The sequence below is a fragment of the Desulfovibrio sp. genome (genome assembly GCF_034006445.1).
GTDB lineage: Bacteria > Desulfobacterota > Desulfovibrionia > Desulfovibrionales > Desulfovibrionaceae > Desulfovibrio.
The window spans coordinates 9,070-27,988 of record NZ_JAVESS010000005.1; the positions used below are offsets into that span (position 1 = coordinate 9,070).

General features: G+C 58.2%; 9 protein-coding genes. 6 read left to right on the top strand and 3 right to left on the bottom strand.

Annotated elements, in window-relative coordinates; all coding sequences use genetic code 11:
• Positions 1-207 precede the first annotated feature (207 nt).
• Entirely contained in the window at positions 208-9,408 is a 9,201-nt protein-coding gene (locus RBR41_RS07015; RefSeq protein ID WP_320351873.1) for a VCBS domain-containing protein, read from the top strand.
• A 125-nt stretch (positions 9,409-9,533) separates the two neighbouring features.
• Here the strand turns inward: RBR41_RS07015 and RBR41_RS07020 are convergent, their stop codons facing one another.
• Both RBR41_RS07020 and RBR41_RS07025 read right to left on the bottom strand, forming a co-directional pair.
• Positions 9,534-10,457 (bottom strand): phosphoglycerate dehydrogenase, encoded by a 924-nt coding sequence (locus tag RBR41_RS07020; RefSeq protein ID WP_320351874.1) that lies wholly within the window; start codon positions 10,455-10,457, stop codon positions 9,534-9,536.
• Between the two features lie 203 nt (positions 10,458-10,660).
• Positions 10,661-10,846, bottom strand: coding sequence for a hypothetical protein (locus tag RBR41_RS07025; protein WP_320351875.1), 186 nt, complete (start codon positions 10,844-10,846; stop codon positions 10,661-10,663).
• A 279-nt stretch (positions 10,847-11,125) separates the two neighbouring features.
• On the opposite strand from RBR41_RS07025, the gene epsC reads away from it, so the two are divergent.
• The 5 genes from epsC (at position 11,126) to RBR41_RS07050 (ending at position 17,008) form a co-directional block, all read left to right on the top strand.
• Positions 11,126-12,037 carry a serine O-acetyltransferase EpsC gene (epsC, locus tag RBR41_RS07030; protein WP_320351876.1) on the top strand — a complete coding sequence of 304 codons (912 nt, stop codon included), beginning with the start codon at positions 11,126-11,128 and terminating at the stop codon, positions 12,035-12,037.
• A complete protein-coding gene (locus RBR41_RS07035) occupies positions 12,030-12,197 on the top strand; it encodes a hypothetical protein (protein ID WP_320351877.1) in 168 nt (55 codons plus the stop codon). Before epsC ends, RBR41_RS07035 begins: the two co-directional genes overlap by 8 nt.
• A 632-nt stretch (positions 12,198-12,829) precedes the next feature.
• The gene (locus RBR41_RS07040) at positions 12,830-14,140 is read left to right on the top strand and encodes an NCS2 family permease (protein WP_320351878.1); all 1,311 of its coding nucleotides are present in this window, start codon (positions 12,830-12,832) and stop codon (positions 14,138-14,140) included.
• A gap of 644 nt (positions 14,141-14,784) precedes the next feature.
• On the top strand, positions 14,785-15,405 hold the full coding sequence (gene lepB / locus RBR41_RS07045) for a signal peptidase I (RefSeq protein ID WP_320351879.1): 621 nt from the start codon (positions 14,785-14,787) through the stop codon (positions 15,403-15,405).
• A gap of 79 nt (positions 15,406-15,484) precedes the next feature.
• Complete coding sequence (locus tag RBR41_RS07050) at positions 15,485-17,008, top strand: YifB family Mg chelatase-like AAA ATPase (RefSeq protein WP_320351880.1); 1,524 nt, start codon at positions 15,485-15,487, stop codon at positions 17,006-17,008.
• Between the two features lie 383 nt (positions 17,009-17,391).
• Here the strand turns inward: RBR41_RS07050 and RBR41_RS07055 are convergent, their stop codons facing one another.
• Complete coding sequence (locus RBR41_RS07055; protein ID WP_320351881.1) at positions 17,392-18,534, bottom strand: D-alanyl-D-alanine carboxypeptidase family protein; 1,143 nt, start codon at positions 18,532-18,534, stop codon at positions 17,392-17,394.
• Positions 18,535-18,919: the final 385 nt, after the last annotated feature.

Here is an 18,919-nt window from a genome sequence, read left to right on the forward strand (position 1 = left end):
GCGCAGTGCATTTTTTTGCACTGCGCGGCGGCTCTTTTGCGTGGAAGGATTCTCTTCCTCTTCTCTCTACTATATTGGTGCCTTTTTTGCATTGTTTGTACCGCGCCGTCTGGTTTACGGCGCGGGCCAGCCCTTTTTATTTTTTGTACGTATTTTACTAAACGCAGCCCTTCTGTACCAAGAAGCCTGCAGGAAAGGTGCACTCACATGGCAGACGTCAAGCTTTCACGCCCGGCCCAAGGACAGCACATTGTTGTGCCCAGTACTCCTGATGCCCGCATGATTCTGGATTTTTCAGCGGATCAGGTAAACATTGACCGGCCCGAAGGTTCCAACAGCTTATTCTTTCAGTTTGGCGACGGCGCATCAATAGAATTGCAGAATTTTTATACGGCATACAATAAAGAAGAAATGCCGGAGTTTCAGATCGACGGGCAGATAATCGCAGGCACGGACTTTTTTCAGGCATTCGGGCCTGATCTGCTCCCCGCTGCCGGCCCTGCGGCCAGTGCCGAGCGCGGCGCGCGCTACAGCGAGTATGCCAATATGAGCCTTGCTGAAGGCACGTGGCATCTCAACGAGCTTGATTACCGCCTGGGTTTTGACGGTCAGCAGTCAACCGACGAGTGGCAGAGTGGCTTTATTGACAACCTCGCCCCCACGCTCAGCACCGCCGGCGCGCCCATCACGCTCGGACTGACAGAAACCGGCTGGAACGGCGAAAGCCCCGCCAGCCCCGCTCCAAGCGTCACGGGCAGCTTTAGTGTGCAAGACCCCGATGGCGACAGCCTCACCGCGACCGTCAGCATTGGCGGCAAGACGGTGGTTGTCAACCTCACCGGCCCCACCACGGTGGAGAGCGACTACGGCTCTCTGGTCATCACGCCCAAGGGCGGCGGCTCCAACATCACTTTTGATTTCGCGTACACCCTCAAGGAGGAGCCGTACAGCAAGACAGACCAGCTTGCAGAAGGCGAGCAGGTCACTGACGGCATCGTCATATCTGTCAACGACGGCATGGGGCATACGGTCACTCAGCCCATCAACGTGGTCATCACGGGCAGCAATGACGCGCCGGATATCACGGGCGTGACCGACCTGACGCTGAAAGACCAGGGCGTGTTTGCTGGCGAATACGGGGCGGACGACCGCACGGAAAAGCTGCTGACCGATGAAAATAAATCCACCACGGATGGCGGCACGGACGCGGGGCAGCACCAGTTGACCGCCGACGGCAAAATTGTGGCCGTTGACCCCGACCACGGCGACAAGCTGACCTATGGCTTTGAAGCCATCACAATTGCTGGCGAGTCCTACAGCGCAGTTGATGCCACAAATTCTGCACCCGAATTTGCGTCTTATGACAAGGTTATTGTTACGCCTTACGGCACGCTGCACTTCAGCAGCACAACCGGCGACTACCGTTTTGTCCTCGACAGCACGGACAACAGCACCGTAGACAAGCTGGCCGAGGGCGAGTCTGTAAAAATTTCTTTTACGCCCACCGTGCAAGACGAACATGGCGGAAAGGACTACGCGACCAACGTGCTGCGCAGCGGTTCCGACGTGTCCGGTGATTCCGGTTCGGACAACACGGTTGACATCACCATCATCGGCAGCAATGAACGGCCGTATTTTGCAAAAATTCCTGTCACCTGGACGAACAACGACAACACTGTCACGGAAGATGGCTCTCTGAAAAACAGGACGGTTTCCGGCCAGGTTCACGGGGAGGATGTGGATACCAGCGACAACCTGGTTTACGGCTTTAAGCTGGTGGGCACGGGTGAGAACAGCGTGGACACTCGGGTAGAAGCGCTGTTTGTGCTGCCTGTGTACTCTGAGGGCAAGCTCCAGTACGGTGCTGACGGCCAACCAATATACACGTTCAGCACTGACGAGCCCACTAACGGTAATTATTATGGCAAAATTACCATGAACCCCGACACGGGCGCATTTACCTTTATTCTTGAGAAGAATGCCGCCTGCGTGCAGGCCCTGGACGATAACGATGGCAGAGGCCAGTCTGCAGACCTGAATGAAGGCCTGACCATCTCCGTCCCCGCCGTGGTGCAGGACAATCACGGCGCGTGGGATACGAAAGACATTAGCATCCGTATTGATGGCACCAATGACATGCCCAAGATTACGGTTCAAAATCGGACTGTTAAGGAATCTGGCGTGTATAGCCAAGAGGGAGACACCCCCACGGAAGCGGCTATCCTGAATGGCACCTACATACTCAAGAGCAAAGAGAACACCACGGCCACCAAAAAGGGCGGCACTGGAGCCAGCGGGCATCTTCTTGAGGTGGAGGGCAAGGTGTCGGTAACCGATGTGGACAAGGACGATAATACACATCTTGAATGGGGCATCACGGGCACTAATAGCGAAGGGGTCGAAACGGCACTAAAGGTCAGCGGCGCAAGCACAGTCCTGGGCAAGGGCAGCCAAACCGTCACCGTCTATGTGCTTGGCGACGGAACGATCATTTCAGAGGTGGATTTTCTGGCCAAGGGTGACAGCTACAACGACTACTACGGCTCGCTGAAAATCAACGACAAGGGCGAGTATACCTTTACGCTCAACGATGCGAAAAATAGCCCCGCGGACAGGCTTGGCGAAGGTGACAGCACAAAAATTACAATTCCCCTCTACGCCAACGACAGCGGCACGGGCGAGAATCATGCCGACGTAGTGAAAGATATTACCATCACCATCAAGGGCAGCAACGACGCGCCTACCATCACGAATACGCCCGCAGGCCTTGTTGTTACTGAGGCCGGCTTTGACGTTGCCGGCAAAGACCATTCGGGGCAGATCACTGCTCAGGACGTTGATACGGTCGACACGCCCACCTATGGCCTGGCCCTCGGTGGCGATCCCGACAAGGGTTTGAACGGCGCAACCTTGCACCGCACGCTTTTTGTGGTGGGCGTGTACGATAAGGATGATAAGCCTGTTCTTGATAATGGTCAGCTCAAGATTGAGCTTTCCGCCGATCCGGTCAACGGCAAAACCTACGGTACGCTGACCATGGACAGCGAAGGTAACTATGCGTTTACGCTGAATAATGATGTCGAAATCGTGCAGAAAATGACAGATGCCAGCCAGCTGTCTCTGAATTTCAACGTGGCTGTGGTGGACAACCACGGCGCTTACGCCTACACGACGGTCACGCTGACCATCAACGGTTCCAACGATGCGCCCTATGAGATCACAGGCGGCACGGGCACCGTCAAGGACGACGGCGTGTACAGCGGCGAAGCCATAGCGGGCAACAGCCTCAACGACAAAGAACTCACGCCGGTGGAGGCAACCAATGCCGACGACCCCGGCCTCGGTAACTTCAAGCAAAGCGTGAGCGGTTCTGTGAAAGCCGAGGACTACGAACACGACACGCTTACCTATAAACTGGAAGGAGCCACGCCTTTTCCTGAATCCAGTGTGCCTGGCGGCGTGCCTGACGGCTATAAGGCCACCAACAGCACGACCATCACGAACGAATACGGCACACTCTATCTCAGGGAAGACGGTTCGTATATCTTCGTGCTCGATATGGGCAGCCCCACGGTCGATGCCTTGGGTGAAAACGATTCTGCGCCCTTCACGTTCACGGTGATCGCCAATGACGGCCATAGCAGCACATCGTTCGCCAACGCCATCACCATTACGGTCAAGGGCACCAACGACGCGCCCGTGCTGGAAGAACCGAAGTGGATCTCGGCCAACGAAATAACGGAAGGCAGCGGGATAGGGAGCATTTCCGGCACGGTCAAAGCCACTGACGCGGATTCAGGCGATCAGGGCAAGCTCGAGTACTTCATAGTAGACGACGACGGTTCCACAATTGCGCAGCAGTTCTATGTGAAGCTTGACGGCAGCCTCACCACCGAGAAACCCGGTGACTATCTCGGCAAACTGAGCATAAACAACAGTGGAAACTATACCTTCACGCTGAACAACGATTCACCCACCGTCAAGGCTATGGGGGAAAAGGACAGCAAGGATATTACCTTTGATATTGCGGTGCGCGACCCTCAGGGAGCCTATGATGTCACAGACAGCGAGGTTTCTCTGACCATCAAGGGCGGCGACGACCCCACCGTTATCAGCAGGGACCTGCTGCATCAGGACCTGCGCCTCGTGGAGGCGGGCGTGAAGCCCCAGAGCACAGTGACCAACGACAAAGCCAGGCAGTACGAGGACGCCAGCGATGGTGTTTGCACTGCCACGGGCCGCCTGTATGCCACGGATGTGGATACCGCGGACCGAAAGGGGCTGGACTCTGCCACGGTTGACGCCAGGCTGCACTATGTCATTAAGGTCGAGGGGGTCGACACGCCGTATGACCTCAATACTCTCATGGCTGCCGCTGAAAAGGATGAAAAAACCTCCATCACCATTCAAACCAAGTACGGCGAACTGCTCATCACGCGCCATTACGATAGCGAGGGCAAGAGCAAGGGTTTCGACTACGAGTACTCGGTGCACAATGACAATCTCGATGTGCAGAAGATGAACCTCGGCGACGAGAAGAAGGACGGCTTCGAGCTGCAAATCAAGGACACGGCGCACGGGGACAAAATTATATCCGAGGCTCCTGTCAGCATCACCATTTCCGGCGCCAACGACAGGCCCACCATTGATTCCGGCAGCCTTAACGGCGGCAAGCTCGAAATTACGGAAAGCGATCTGGACAAGAGCCAGATCGTGGGCCAGGTCAAGATTGCCGATTGGGAGCAGGAGGTTGGCCACGGTGTTGACGGCAAGACTTATGACGCCGTGGGCGAGGGCTTTACCTTCTCGCTGGTCAAGCCCACTAGCACGCTTGCACAAGAGCGGATTGACGGCCTGAAAACGGACGGCACCACCCTCTCGAAAGACGGTCCTGCCGACGAAACGCTGTTTGACCTCAAGAGCGATTGCCCCGCCCTGCAAGGCACGTACGGCCGTCTGATCATTGACCAGGCCACCGGCGAATACAGGTACGAACTGACGGAAAACGTGAGCTCTCTTGCCGAGGGCAGCCATGTTGAGGACGTGTTTTATGTGCGCGTCAAGGACGCCAACGGCGCGTATTCCGAAATCAAGCCCATCACGATCACCATCAAGGGTGAAGACAACGCGGGCCATTTGACCGGCAACAGCCTGACCATCACGGAAGACGGCGTTACGGGCGTGGAATCCAAGGGCGTTCTGCACTGGCCAGATGATAGCAAGCTTGGAGCCAACAACGAACAGAAGTTTGAAGTCGCCGGCGGAAAAATCGAGGGCGGCGTCATCAAGGGCACTCTCGGCGTCGATGACCCCGATACCAACTTGGTCGCCGGAGCGAAAGGCACGGCCGACAGCTACGATACGTATGACTACGCCAAAAGCCTCACATACACCGTCCCCGGAACAGAGAACAAGATTACCGTCTTTGGAACAGAGAACAAGAACAGTAACGGCATCATCGAAAGCGTTGACTACAAGATCGGCGATTATGGCACCCTGCATGTGAATACTGATGGTTCCTATACCTATACCCCCAAATCCGATGGGGTGGCCTTCGACAAGCTGGCCGAGGGAGATCAGGTTAACATCAATCTTGTCGTAACCGCGCACCCCACCGTCGGCACCGATGGCACTCCCCATGGTGCGGACGTTGTTTCGTCCCTCAATATCACCCTCAAGGGCACCAACGACGCCCCGGTTGTTGTTGATCTGCCCAAGTCGGTGACGGACGGCGATGTTGCGGCAATTGCCACAGGCAGCATCTCTCACGATGCAGCTCTCCAGCAGTTTATCACTTTTGTTCTGCAGGGCGGGGCTAGACCGGCTTGGCTCGTCAGCAACATGAATGGTGAGAACTGGGCGTTGAACAATTATCAATATGGCAATTTCAACAATGCCCAGGGGACATATTGGGATAAGCTCGTCCAAAACGCTCTCAAGACGGCAGAAGGTCAGGCTGCCCTGAAGGACTACATGGCCGCCCACAATATGGGCACGGGCGATAACGTTATTACAGACACCGCCACGGCCTACACCCCGGCCACGGGCACCGTGGCCCCGTATGCCTCTGACGTGGACGACAAGCCCGGAGACCTGAAGTTCTTCTTCGTAAAAGACGGCAACGTGGTGCAGAGCTGCAAGGGTGACTACGGCACGCTGGTCCTTCAGCCCGGCGGAAGCTACACCTATGTGCTGGATTACGACGTCGCTCCCTCGGTTGCGGGCTACACAGACCGCTTTGAAATCTATGTGCGCGATTCGCACAACGCCGTGGCCGACAAAACCATACCTGTGGTCATAACGGCGCATTCTGGCGGAGGCACGGGTGGCGGCGATGGCGGCGGCGACGGCAGCGGCACGCCTCCAGAATTCAAGGTCACAATGCCACTTGAAGTGGCGGAAGACGGTAAGCTTACGGCCAGTGGCGACATCCTTGAAGGCTCCAGCTCCACCCTTCGCCTTACGGGCTATAATGGTGACTCCGTGGCCGATACCAGATCCATCATTACCCAATACGGCACCATCACCCTGCTGCCTGACGGAACCTACACCTATACCCTCAACAACGACAGCCCGGCGGTGCAGGGCTTGAAGGGTAGCGATATAATCACCGAAAAATTCACGGTGAAGATGGATAACCAAGAGAGCACCATTGAGGTTAAGATCACCGGCAGTAATGACGCTCCCTATGAAGTGGGTGCAGGAACAGGCGTCAGCGTCAAACAGGTAGACGACGGCAACGGCAATTGGGAATGGACCAGCGGCGTTGAAGGCAAGTTTACTGTAGCTGACCGGGACCATGACGAAACGAACGCCCTCAGGCCGCTTGACGCCAATGGTGCACAGATCATTACCGACACATTCACCGTTGCGGGTGAAAAGGGCGGTACCTTCACCGTCACTATGTGCAAGGACAACAGCGGTAAGCCCAACGGCGAATATACCTATACCTACAAGGCCCCTGCCACGGCCACCGACGGCAGTAACAACTACAGCGGCAAGGTAGAAGACACGGCGAAGCTGACTCTCGGCAACAATACCCTGGGGGAAGGCAACACGGTAGAGGTCGATCTGAAGGCCAGCCTTGACTATGCCAACGACGCGCCCACGTTCGTTGTGGATGATGCCACAGGCAAACCGATTCTGTCCGGCGATGCGCAGCATGTCGTCACCGAAGACGGCGCCAACATGACCAACATGGTGGCCAAGGGCCAGGTGACAGCTAAAGACCCGGACGTCAACGCTGACGGCTCGCCCAAGGACAAGCTTACCTTCGGCATTGTCGGTGACGATAGCGCCACCTTCGGCACTGAAAGCCCTGTCGCCACTGACAGCGGCACGACCACGGGCATGCAAGATTATATTACAAAGGATGGAGAAAAGCTCGGCACCCTTATTATGGACAAGAAGGGCAACTACGAGTTCCACCTCAACACCAGCAGCAAGGCCGTGCAGGAGCTTGGCGAAGGCGAATCAAGGTACGTTACCTTCAAGATTCAGGTGGCCGACGGGCAGGGCGGCAAAACCACGGCTGACCTCACGGTCACCATCAACGGCGCCAACGACGCTCCTGTCATCAGCCTGCACAAAAGTGAAGGCGCTGCCGCAGGCTCTGGTGAGCACTTTGAACTCACCAATACCACCGCAGGCTACAGCGTGGGTGGTGTTCTCCACTTCAGTGATGTGGACGCCAGTGACAAGGTCACGCTTTCGCTCGAAGCCAAGGGCAAGACAGGCACGGACACCCTGGATGTCTATGCGGTGAAGGGCGCCGACGGCAAGTGGGTGCAGTGCGCCTCAGACGAGTCCGGCGCGGTGAAGATGGGCACGATGGTGCTGGACAATACGGGCGGTACCAATACGGGCGAGGCCACCTATACGTTCAAGGGCGTCACGGACGGCCTTGGTCAACTGGCCAGAGGAGAGACGCTGGATATTACAGCCACCGTCAATGCTGCAGACGGACACGTTGGCGGTAATGATTCCTCCCACTTCACGGTATCCATCACGGGCACCAACAACATACCCGTTATCACGTCAAGTTCTGCAACGGCTAACATAAAGGATGACGGCGCAGGGAACCATATTGCCAGTGGGCAGCTCATTGCCACCGATGCCGACGGCGATGACCTGACCTACTCCATTGAGGGGGGAACCCCCGATGCTGGCGGCAAGACTACCGTGGAAGTGCCCGGCTACGGCACCCTGACCATTGACAGTACTGGAACGTACACCTTCGAGCTGAACGAGGCAGAAAAGCAGAAACTGACCGAACTGGGCGTGGGTGAAAAGCTCTCCATAGGCACGTACACCCTTGTGGTGAAAGACGAACACGGCGGCACGGCCAGGCAGAACCTTGATCTGCAACTTACCGGCGCTAACGACGCGCCTGTGGCGGCGGGAGCCGCCGGCATCGGCCTGGCCCTGACCTTGGACAGCCCCATCCCCGGCTCTGGCTGGGCCACTGACCTCAAGAATATGTCCGTCCTCGCCAGCGATGAGGACAAGAACGACCACCTCAGCTACTCTGTAAGCGGTGTTGACGGCATGGCTCACGACATTACGGACGGCGGCAGCGTGCATGGCCTGTTCGGCACGCTGAACTTCGACAAGGCTACGGGCGAGTTCCATTACCAGTTGAGCACGGATCACGCCGATCTGGTCAAACTGGCGGAGGCCCACGCCAACGACACGTTGGCAGACGGCACGCTGAAAGAAACCTTCGCCTACACGGCAAGTGACAACCACGGCGGCGTTTCGGACAGCAGCCACATTGATGTCAACTTCACCTTTCTCACCGGGTCCGGTAACGCAGGTGAGGCGCAGAATCAACTGATCTTCGGCGGCACTGGCAACGACACCCTGCACGGCGGAACCGGCAACGATATTCTCTCCGGCGGCGGCGGCGACGACCACCTGTACGGCGACGCTGGCGACGACTATCTCTTTGGCGGCGCTGGCAATGATTTTCTGGACGGCGGGGCTGGCGTTAATCACCTGTACGGCGGCGACGGCAACGATGTATTTGTCTTCCACCCCAACGACGTTATCGTTGGCGGTTCGATCGCCAGCGACGGGACTTTGGTGGACAACAACATCGACGTTCTGTTGGTCAGCAACAATGATCGCGGAGGCCTGTCTATTGACGACCTCTTTACGCAAACAAAAGGCATTGAAGTTGTTGTTACCGGTGCTGGTGTGGGCAGTCTGACGGATATGCATGAGCTCATAAATGCGGGCATCAAGATGGGTACGGATAACTCCATGTCTCTGGACGGCTCGCAGTGGGAGAAGACAGACGACCATACCTTCACCAATGCAACCCATGACCTTACCATAACCACCACCCATGTGACGGTGACCGACCCGACAGCCGAGCATAATGAATTCATTTTGAAGAATTCATAAAAGAAAGGATGTGCCGACTGGCGGCGCATCTTAAGCGCAAACAAAACCGCCCGCACTCTCGTATGAAAGTGCGGGCGGTTTATGTTGCATCAAAGGAGAGAGCAAAATTCGGGCGTAGCCGCTGTCTACAGCCCCAGATCCCGCAAAAGGTTGTCCACGGCCATATGGCCCATGCTTTCCGTGGCTCCGGCAGTGGAGGAGGAGCAGTGCGAGCCCATCACAAGGTTGTCCAGCGCATACCAGGCCGGGTCAGCCGGGGGTTCCTGCTCGAACACGTCCAGCCCCGCGCCGTAGATGCTGCCAGCCTGAAGGGCCGCCAGCAGGGCGGCTTCGTCAATAAGCCCGCCGCGAGCGGTATTGATGATGACCGCCGTTTTCTTCATGGTGGCGATGCGCCCGGCGCTGATGCAGTTGCGGGTTTCGTCCGTCAGCACCGTGTGCAGGGTGATAAAGTCCGCCTCGCGGCAGATGCGATCCACATCCGCGCGTTCAACGCCTTCGGCCTTGGCCCAGGCTTCGTCCCAGGATATGTCGTGGGCCAGAATTTTCATGCCAAAACCCTGGGCGCGTTTGACCACGCAGCGGCCAATGGCTCCGAGGCCGATGATGCCCAGGGTTTTGCCGTAAAGGTCGATGCTGGTGATCTTGCCCCAGTCTTTCTCGCGGCAGCGGCGGTCAATAAGCCCGGCCTTGCGCGCCACCATCAGCATGAGGGTCAGGGCGTAGTCGGCCACGGCGTTGCTGTTGGCCCCAACCGTGCGCGACACCGCGATGCCGCGCTGCTTGCAGGCTTCAAGGTCAATGTTGTCCAGCCCGACGCCGTATTTGGCGATGGCCTTGAGTTCCGGCGCGGCGGCCAGCACAGAGGCGTCCATAGGGTCAACGCCCAAGATGACGCCCTGGCACGAGGCCAGTTTTTCACGCATCTGGTCGGCGGAAAGGATGCCGCCCGTGTCGTTGCGCACGACCTCAAGCCCGGCCTGCGCCAGACGGTCGAACAGTTCGGGATTGGTTTTGCCAAAAGAGCGGGGAGTAACAAGAATTTTCACTGTGATACCTCTTGGGGGCGGAGTGGGCCGCGCAAATGGGCTGAACCCGTAAAAACATCAGGGCGGCTGGCGTACAGGCTTACCCCAAGAGCAAAAATTGTCAACGAGCCCCCGCGCCGCCAGAACAAATGCGGGCCACGGGCACGGGGCACAAAAATCCTCCCCGTGGCTCCGTGGCCCGCATGCTGGCGCGTCAGCGGCGATCAGACTTCAATATTGATCTTGCCGCCAATGCCCTGAGCCGCCAAACCGGCATCCTTGCTCATGCGCATCTGCATTTCCTGCCCCTTGTTGATGCTGCCGTTGATCACAGCGGCAGACATGCTGGCCTGAAAATCCAGAGCTTCACGACTGATGGCAACACTCATGCCCATCTGTACGTCATTCATGGCATGCTCCTTTGCGGCGGGAACAAGCCCTGCCGCAACAGTCTTATCGGCGGGCTGGCGAAAAAATTTAGCCCGCCGCCCGCCGCGCCGCCTGCCGGGCAGCACAACGCCACCCGCCGCGCCGCCCGCCGGGCCGTGCGGTACCGCCACCGGCCGCTGAGCAGTTGAACGCCGCGCCGCCCGCCGGGCAGCACAACGCCACCCACCGCGCAGTATGGCAACGGTGTTGCTTGAGCATGCCGTTCAGTATACAAGGAAAGAAAAACACAGGATACTGCTATGAGTGAAATGCGTGACCTCAAGGCTACGACCATGCCTCTGCTGGATAGCGTGGTTGAGCGCCTTTGCCACCCCTCCTCACTGGACGCGGTGTGGCATCGTCCGGCTCAGGGCGCGGCCATGCCTTCGCTGAAGGACCTTACCGAAATTATGGAACGCCTGCGGGCGGCCATTTTTCCGGGGTATTTCGGTTCCGCGAGGGTATGGCGCGAGTCCATGCGCTACCACCTTTCGGCCAATCTCGATACCATTTACCGCATGTTGTGCGAACAGATAGTGCGCGGGTTCTGCTTTGGCTGTGCGGGGGAGAATAATCCCTGTACGTCCTGCGAGTCGGATGGCGAAAAAGCCGCCGGAGCCTTTATGGATCGCCTGCCGGAGATTCGCCGCCTGCTGGCCAGTGACGCCAAGGCCGCCTATGAGGGCGACCCTGCCGCCACAAGCCCCGGCGAGACCATTTTTTGCTATCCGTCCATGCAGGCCATGCTGCACCACCGCATCGCCCACGAGTTGTATAACCTCAAGGTTCCGGTGATTCCGCGCATCATTTCAGAAATGTCGCACTCGGCAACGGGCATTGATCTGCACCCCGGCGCGAGCATTGGCGAGGAATTCTTCATCGACCACGGCACGGGCGTGGTCATTGGCGAAACCTGCATTATCGGGCGCAACTGCCGTCTGTATCAGGGCGTTACCCTGGGGGCTTTGTCCTTTCCCAAAAATGCGGACGGCACCCTGACCAAGGGCATACCGAGGCACCCCATACTCTGCGATAACGTCACAGTGTATGCCGGGGCCACCATTCTTGGACGCGTGACCATAGGCAAGGGCGCTGTCATTGGCGGCAATGTGTGGATCACCCAGGATGTGCCCGAAGGCGCGCGCATTCTGCAGGAACGGCCGCGTGCCTGATACGGATTTGCGGCGGCCTGCCCGCCGGTTTTTGCTGCGCCTTTTGCCGGTGCCCCTGCTGCTGGCCCTGCTGGCATCCCTGCTGCTTTGCGGCTGCGGACAGGGCGTGCGCGTGCAGCCCAAGGGGCAGGTGCAGACGAGCATAGGCGTGGGCCGTTAGGGAAATACTGATTTATTCGCGTTTGGCGTTGTTGCTTCGCCTTTTTTGAGCGGGGGCAGGACGGAAGAGTCCAGCCCCCACTCAAAAAGGCTCGCGCCTGGCCAAACACGAAAACTCAGCATTTCCAGGTATTGCTTGCAAGATTATAAGAGCCATTTAATCAGTTTTTTCCAAAATACTTCCACAACTCCCCGGCAGCTTAGGGCAGCCGGGGAGTCTTCGTTTTTTCAGGCAAGGCGCGATCTTTTTTCAAGCAGGAGCGGACTCTTCCGTCCTCGACTGTTTCAAAAAAGGTGAAGCAAGTCCGCCAAACGGAATGACTGCGCGTTTCCAAAAGTCTGTGGACATGACGGGCCGTCTGTGGCATGCTGCCGCCTTCATTACGCAGGCGGAAACATGCCTGCACATTCGTTTCATATCCATACAGTTTGTTGTATTCCTTTGCTCCTGCCCCGTCTCTTGTGCTTGCTGCCTGAATCGCAAAGGCAGCGCCACGCCATTGAAGACGGCGCATCCTGCGGGCGGCATTTGGTTTTTTGGGTTTTTTTCTGGGGCGGGCAGTAAAGCGTTTACGTGGTGAATGCTCTCATGTCCGAGCCCCGTCTGGCGTCGCACAGCAAGGAGGAAACGCCATGAGTGTGCTGGAAAAACTGTTCAATCCCGCCGCGCGAGGCAGTACGGTCAAAAGGGAAATGCTGGCCGGTCTCACCAGCTTCATGGCCATGTGCTACCTCATATTTGTGGTGCCCGGCATGCTGGCCGACGCGGGCATGCCCAAGGACTCCGCCGTGGCGTCCACCATCTGGGTGACCATTCTCGCGACCCTTGTCATGGGCGTTTGGGCCAAGTTTCCCGTGGGCGTCGCTCCGGGGCTGGGCATCACGGCCTTTTTCGCCTACTACGTTTGCGGCCCTGCGGGTTATTCCTGGCAGACGGGCCTCGGAGCCGTGTTCATATCGGGCATAGTTTTTCTGCTGCTCACCGTCACGCGCATCCGCCAGCTCATCATCAATGCCGTGCCTATGGATCTCAAGTTCGCCATCGTGGTGGGCATTGGGGCCTTCATTGCCTTTATCGGCATGAAAAGCTGCGGCATCATCGCGGCAGACCCGGCCACCTTCGTGACCCTGGGCAACCTTGGCAATCCCAAGACCCTGCTTTCCGTGATGGGCATTTTTCTTATCGGCGGCCTGATGTCGCTGCGCGTGCGCGGGGCCATGATCATCGGCATTCTGGCCATCACCGTGGCGGGCATCGTCCTTGGCGTGTCGCCCCTGCCGCAGGGGCAGATTTTTTCCGCCAGCCTGCCCATGCCCACCGAGACCTTCCTGCAGATGGATATCAAGGGCGCGCTGCACCACGGGCTTGTTTCCATCATCTTTACCCTGACCATGGTGGATCTTTTCGACAACATGGGCGTGCTTATCGGCCTCTCGCAGAAGGCGGGCTTCATTCGTGAAGATGGCCACATCGAGAACCTGGACAAAGCCCTTATCACCGACTCTATGGCTACCATGGCCAGCGCCGTCATGGGCGCGACCACCGCCACCAGCTACCTTGAAAGCGCGGCGGGCGTGGCCGAGGGTGGACGCACTGGCCTCACGGCCGTCACCATTGCCGCTCTGTTCTTTCTGGCGCTCTTTTTCTCCCCCCTGGTGGGCATGGTGCCCGCCTACGCCACAGCGCCCGTGCTCATCATCGTGGGCGCCATGATGATGCAGGAAGTGGGGCGCATCAGCTTCAAGGACTTTACCGTGGCCCTGCCCGCCTTTTTGACCATCATCAGCATGCCCCTGACCTTCAACATCGCCACGGGCTTCGGCTTCGGCTTTGTGAGCTGGGTGGGCATCAAGGCCCTGGCCGGGCGCTTCAAGGATCTCAACTTTGTCATGGTCTGCATCGCTGTGTGCTTTGTGATCAACTTTGCCCTGCGCCTGCCGTAGACAGTGTCGTCACGAGCGCCTTTTCAGGCATCTCTTCGTCGAACTTCGCCTTTTATTCCGGTCGAGTACCATCAGAGTACACTCCCTGCATAAAAAGCTGGTTCTCCTTGATATGACTGAAAATTCATCTCGTGACTACACTGTCTAGAGCATTTAACACTTGAAATGCTCGCGTACGGCAGGCAAAAGCCCGCCTGCTCGCATTTCGTGGCAAGGATTTTTCAGAAAAATCCTTGCAGAGCATTTAACTCATTTCATTCGTAAACTGCTCCAGGCTTGAGCGACCAGCGCATATATCAGGGAAACGCTGATGTATTCCGTTTGGCGGACTTGCTTCACTTATTTTGAAACAGTCGAGGACGGAAGAGTCCACTCCTGCTTGAAAAAAGATCGCGCCTTGCCAAAGGAAATACCAGCGCGTTTCCCGGAGGCTCTTTAATAGGTGCTTCCTTGGCGTCCAGCCCATATGTTCAAGACCCCGGATACTCCGGGGTCTTGTTTTTTGAGCGGGTGGGCGTAATGAATATATATTCCAGAGTAAGTTCAGTTTGACCCCGCCTTGCCTTTGGGCGCGCATAAGTGCATACTTTGCAGCCTGCATATAATTGGGCCTAAGAGCCAAAAAGAATAAGGAACAGCACCCTATGACCACGCTTTTGAGATCTGCGCCTCCCAAAAAGCCCCTGTGGCGCGAATATGGCGAAGCCCTTTTAGTGGCCTTGCTGCTTGCTCTCGTAATCCGTACATTTGTCGTGCAAGCATTTAAAATACCTTCAGAATCCATGCTACAAACCCTGCTTGTGGGCGATCATCTGCTGGCCAGCAAATTTTCCTATGGCGTCAAGGTGCCCTTTACCAATTACTACGTCTACAAGGGCAGTGATCCACAGCGTGGCGAGATCATCATTTTTGAATACCCCAACGACCCCAGCGTGGACTACATCAAGCGCATTGTGGGCGTTCCCGGCGATATTATCGAGGTGCGCAACAAGCAGCTGTATCGCAACGGCGAGGCCGTCAAGGAAAGCTATATCCGCTTTACCCAGCCCGACCGCATAGAGCCGGTGCGCGACAATTTCGGCCCGGTGACGGTGCCCGAAGGCAAGTATTTCGTCATGGGCGACAACCGCGACAATTCGCTGGATTCGCGCTTCTGGGGTTTTGTGGGCCGCAGCGCCATCCGCGCCAAGGCCTGGCGCATCTACTGGTCGTGGGGCGGGCTTGGCGACATGCGCTGGGACCGTATGGGCAAAAAGGTGGAATAGATTTTTCAAGGTGTAGCCCCGGCGTTCGCGCGAGCGGACGCCCACCGCTACGGCGGTTGAAGCCTTGCAAGGAGGCCCGGTGGTAGTCCGGCTGAACAGCGGCGGCGTGGAAGGCGTGGACGCCTATCCCGTGGAACTGGAAGTGGACTTCGTGCGCCAGGGCCTGCCGGGTTTCACCATGGTGGGCCTGGCCGAAACGGCCGTGCGCGAGGCCAAGGACAGGGTGTTCGCGGCTCTGAGGGCTGCCGATTTCAAGTTGCCGCCAGCGCGAATCACCGTCAATCTGGCTCCGGCCTGGCGCCGCAAGAGCGGGGCCAGCTATGACCTTCCTCTTGCCATTGGCCTGCTGGCCGCCTCTGGCGCCATTCCCGCCGAAAATCTGCAACAGTTTTTCATGGCCGGGGAGCTTTCCCTGAGCGGCGAACTGCGCCCGGTGAGCGGCGTTCTGCCGCTGGCCCTGCTGGCCCGCCAGCGCGGGGCTGCGGGCATTATCGTGCCGCCGGGCAATGGGGCAGAAGCCGCCGTTGTACGCGGCCTTTGCGTCTATACTCCCCGTAATATCGCGCAGTGCGCGGCCTTTCTGGCCGGAAGGGAGCCTCTTGAGCCCCTGTCGGAGCCGGAAATGGACGATCTGCCGCCCTTGGGCCACAGCCTTGATTTTGCCGAAGTCAAAGGGCAGGAGGCCGCCAAGCGCGCGCTGGAAATAGCTGCGGCTGGCGGGCACAACGTCTTGCTGCTCGGCCCTCCCGGCAGCGGCAAGACCATGCTTGCGCAGCGCCTGCCCACCATTCTGCCGCCCCTGGACTTCGAGGAGTCGCTCGAAGTCACCAAGATCTACAGCGTGGCCGGCAAGCTGACCGACCATCAGGGGCTGGTGCGCCAGAGGCCGTTTCGCGCGCCGCACCATACCATTTCGGACGTGGCCCTGGTGGGCGGGGGAACCTACCCGCGCCCCGGCGAGGTCAGCCTTGCCCACAGGGGCGTGCTTTTTCTTGATGAACTGCCGGAATTTCAGAAGAGCGCGCTGGAATCGCTGCGCCAGCCGCTGGAAGGCGGCGTTGTTCACATTGCCAGATCCGCGCACAGCGTGATTTTTCCCGCTGCCTGCATGCTGGTGGCGGCCATGAATCCCTGTCCCTGCGGGTATCACGGCGATCCCACGCATGAGTGCAGTTGCCGCCCCGACCAGCGTGCCCGCTATCAGGCGCGCGTGTCCGGCCCCATGCTGGATCGCATTGACGTGCATGTGGAAGTTCCCGCCGTGCCTTATGCGGATCTGCGTCAGGGCCGCGCCGGAGAAGGCTCGGCCGCCATGCGTGAAAGGGTGCTCGCGGCCCGCTCGGTGCAGCGGCAGCGCTATGGCGCTGACGGCCCGCACTGCAACGCTGAGCTTTCAGGCGCGTTGCTGGACGAGCATTGCGCGCTCGACGCCGCTGGTCATGATTTGATGGAAGCGGCCGTGAACCGCCTTGCCCTGTCGGCCCGCGCCTGCGCGCGGGTGCTGCGCATGGCCCGCACCATTGCGGATATGGAGGGACGGCAGCGCATAGACACCACCCATCTGGCCGAGGCTGTTTCCCTGCGGGTTCTGGACAGGGGCTAGCCTGCTCCTTGAATGTCACGCCAAACGGCCCTTTGCATCCTGGCAGAATGATTTCTGCTCTGCCGGATTGCAAAGGGCCGTTTTTCTGTTTTTACACAAAATTCGTAGTCGCGACAGCCGTCAGCACACTAACGAACAATAAAGATTTTAGGGGGTGGGGGCGTGGGGGGGCCCTTTTGCAAAAGGGTCTCTCCCCCACAAAATAGTTAAGGAAACGCTGATTTATTCCGTTTGGCGGACTTGCTTCACTTTTTTTGAAACAGTCGAGGACGGAAGAGTCCACTCCTGCTTCAAAAAAAGATCGCGCCTTGCCAAACAAAATAACTGCGCGTTTCCAGAAGGCTCTTTAATGCGTGCTTTCTTAAATATGACCAGGCCGTGCGCTAGCTTGCCCTGTCCGCCGCACGCCTTGCGGCCTGATCTGGCGCGCTCTTCTGTTTGACGCCAGCCTTGGCGGCTTCTTTCTTTTTGGGCGGGGTTTTGCTCTTGGCCGTCTGTTTGGGCTTGCTGGCCTGCGCTTTGCCCTTGCTGAGCTTTTTGACGGGCGCATCTTCGGCACTGGCGTAGGTGAGTCGGGCTTCACGGGCGGTTTTGCGCATGTCCGGCCTGTACTGATCGGCGGGCAGGCAATCAAGGGCCGCCACTACCGAGGCTGCACGATTGTCGCAAACCTGGAACCCGGCGTCCAGCAGGCGAAAGGCTTCCACACCGCGCGTGCGGGAATCCGGCGCGCCCATAATAACAGCCAGCAGGCGTTTGGAGCCGTGGCTGGCAGTGAAAATGAGGTTGTAGCCCGAAGCATTGACCCATCCGGTTTTAAGACCGTCCGCGCCGGGGTACTGGCCGAGCAGGGGGTTTTTGTTCCAGGTGACCCGGCCCTTGTGGTTTATGACGTGGGTATTGTGAAAGCGCAGGGCGTCGGGGTAGGTCTGCAGGTAGGCGCGGGCCAGTGTCAGCATATCGCGGGCTGTGGTGTACTGCCCGGCGGCGGGCAGCCCGTGGGGATTACGGAACTGGCTGTCGCGCATGCCGAGGGCCTGGGCCTTGGCGTTCATCATGTTGACGAATGCCGGGGTGGAGCCTCCCACAAATTCCGCCACGGCCGCGCTGGCGTCGTTGCCGGAGGACACGGCCATGCCCATGAGCAACTGCTCTAGGGTCACGTTGTCCTTTTCACTGAGGCCCATGCGCGAACCGCCCGTACGTGCGGCAGCCCGGCTGACGATGACGGGGCTGTCAAGACTGACCGTCCCCTGGCGGATCTGATCCATGGCCAGGAACATCGAGAGCACCTTTGTCAGCGAAGCCGGGGCAATGTGCTGATCGGCGTTCTGCTCAAAAAGTATGGCGTCGTGATCCAGGTCGTACAGAATGGCCGAGCAGGTTCCGAGGGAAACGTGCTGGGGGATGGCCGGGGCGCTGAGGGCCGTGCCGGGGCGCAGCAGCGCCATGCACAGGACAATGAAAAAAAGTGGCAGGCTGGACAAAAGCGCGCTGTACTTCAGGCGAGGGAAGAAGCGGGTCATGGGCAATCCTTGGGCTGTGGCGCAGGAAACGGACTTTCAAGTAAGCGGGCAGACGAAACCGGCCTTGCTCGCTGGCTAGAGCAATGTAACTTTTACATTGCTCTGACGGCTGCGTGAGCAGACGTTCGCTACGGAGGCGTAAGCGCAGCTTGTCTGCGCGGTTAAACGCCAAAGTGAGCGTGCCTTAACCTTTGAGAATGTACATTCTCAAAGGTTACTCTGCTCCAGTACGCAAAGAACGTGTCTGAAGCTTTGGGAATACCTCAGTCGTTGGGCACTGAAAAGCACTTTTTTGCAAGGGCGGGGAGAGCCAGGTAGTGGCCCAGCTTTTTTCCGTTTTTGCCCATTCGGTAGATACGGCTTTTCGCGGATGTATTCGAAGGGG

What these genes read in the sequence shown, in the direction of transcription:
- RBR41_RS07015 (WP_320351873.1), top strand. Translation starts at nt 208, where the DNA reads ATGGCAGACGTCAAGCTTTCACGCCCGGCCCAAGGACAGCACATTGTT.
- RBR41_RS07025 (WP_320351875.1), bottom strand. Translation starts at nt 10,846, where the DNA reads ATGAATGACGTACAGATGGGCATGAGTGTTGCCATCAGTCGTGAAGCT.
- epsC (WP_320351876.1), top strand. Translation starts at nt 11,126, where the DNA reads ATGAGTGAAATGCGTGACCTCAAGGCTACGACCATGCCTCTGCTGGAT.
- RBR41_RS07040 (WP_320351878.1), top strand. Translation starts at nt 12,830, where the DNA reads ATGAGTGTGCTGGAAAAACTGTTCAATCCCGCCGCGCGAGGCAGTACG.
- lepB (WP_320351879.1), top strand. Translation starts at nt 14,785, where the DNA reads ATGACCACGCTTTTGAGATCTGCGCCTCCCAAAAAGCCCCTGTGGCGC.
- RBR41_RS07055 (WP_320351881.1), bottom strand. Translation starts at nt 18,534, where the DNA reads ATGACCCGCTTCTTCCCTCGCCTGAAGTACAGCGCGCTTTTGTCCAGC.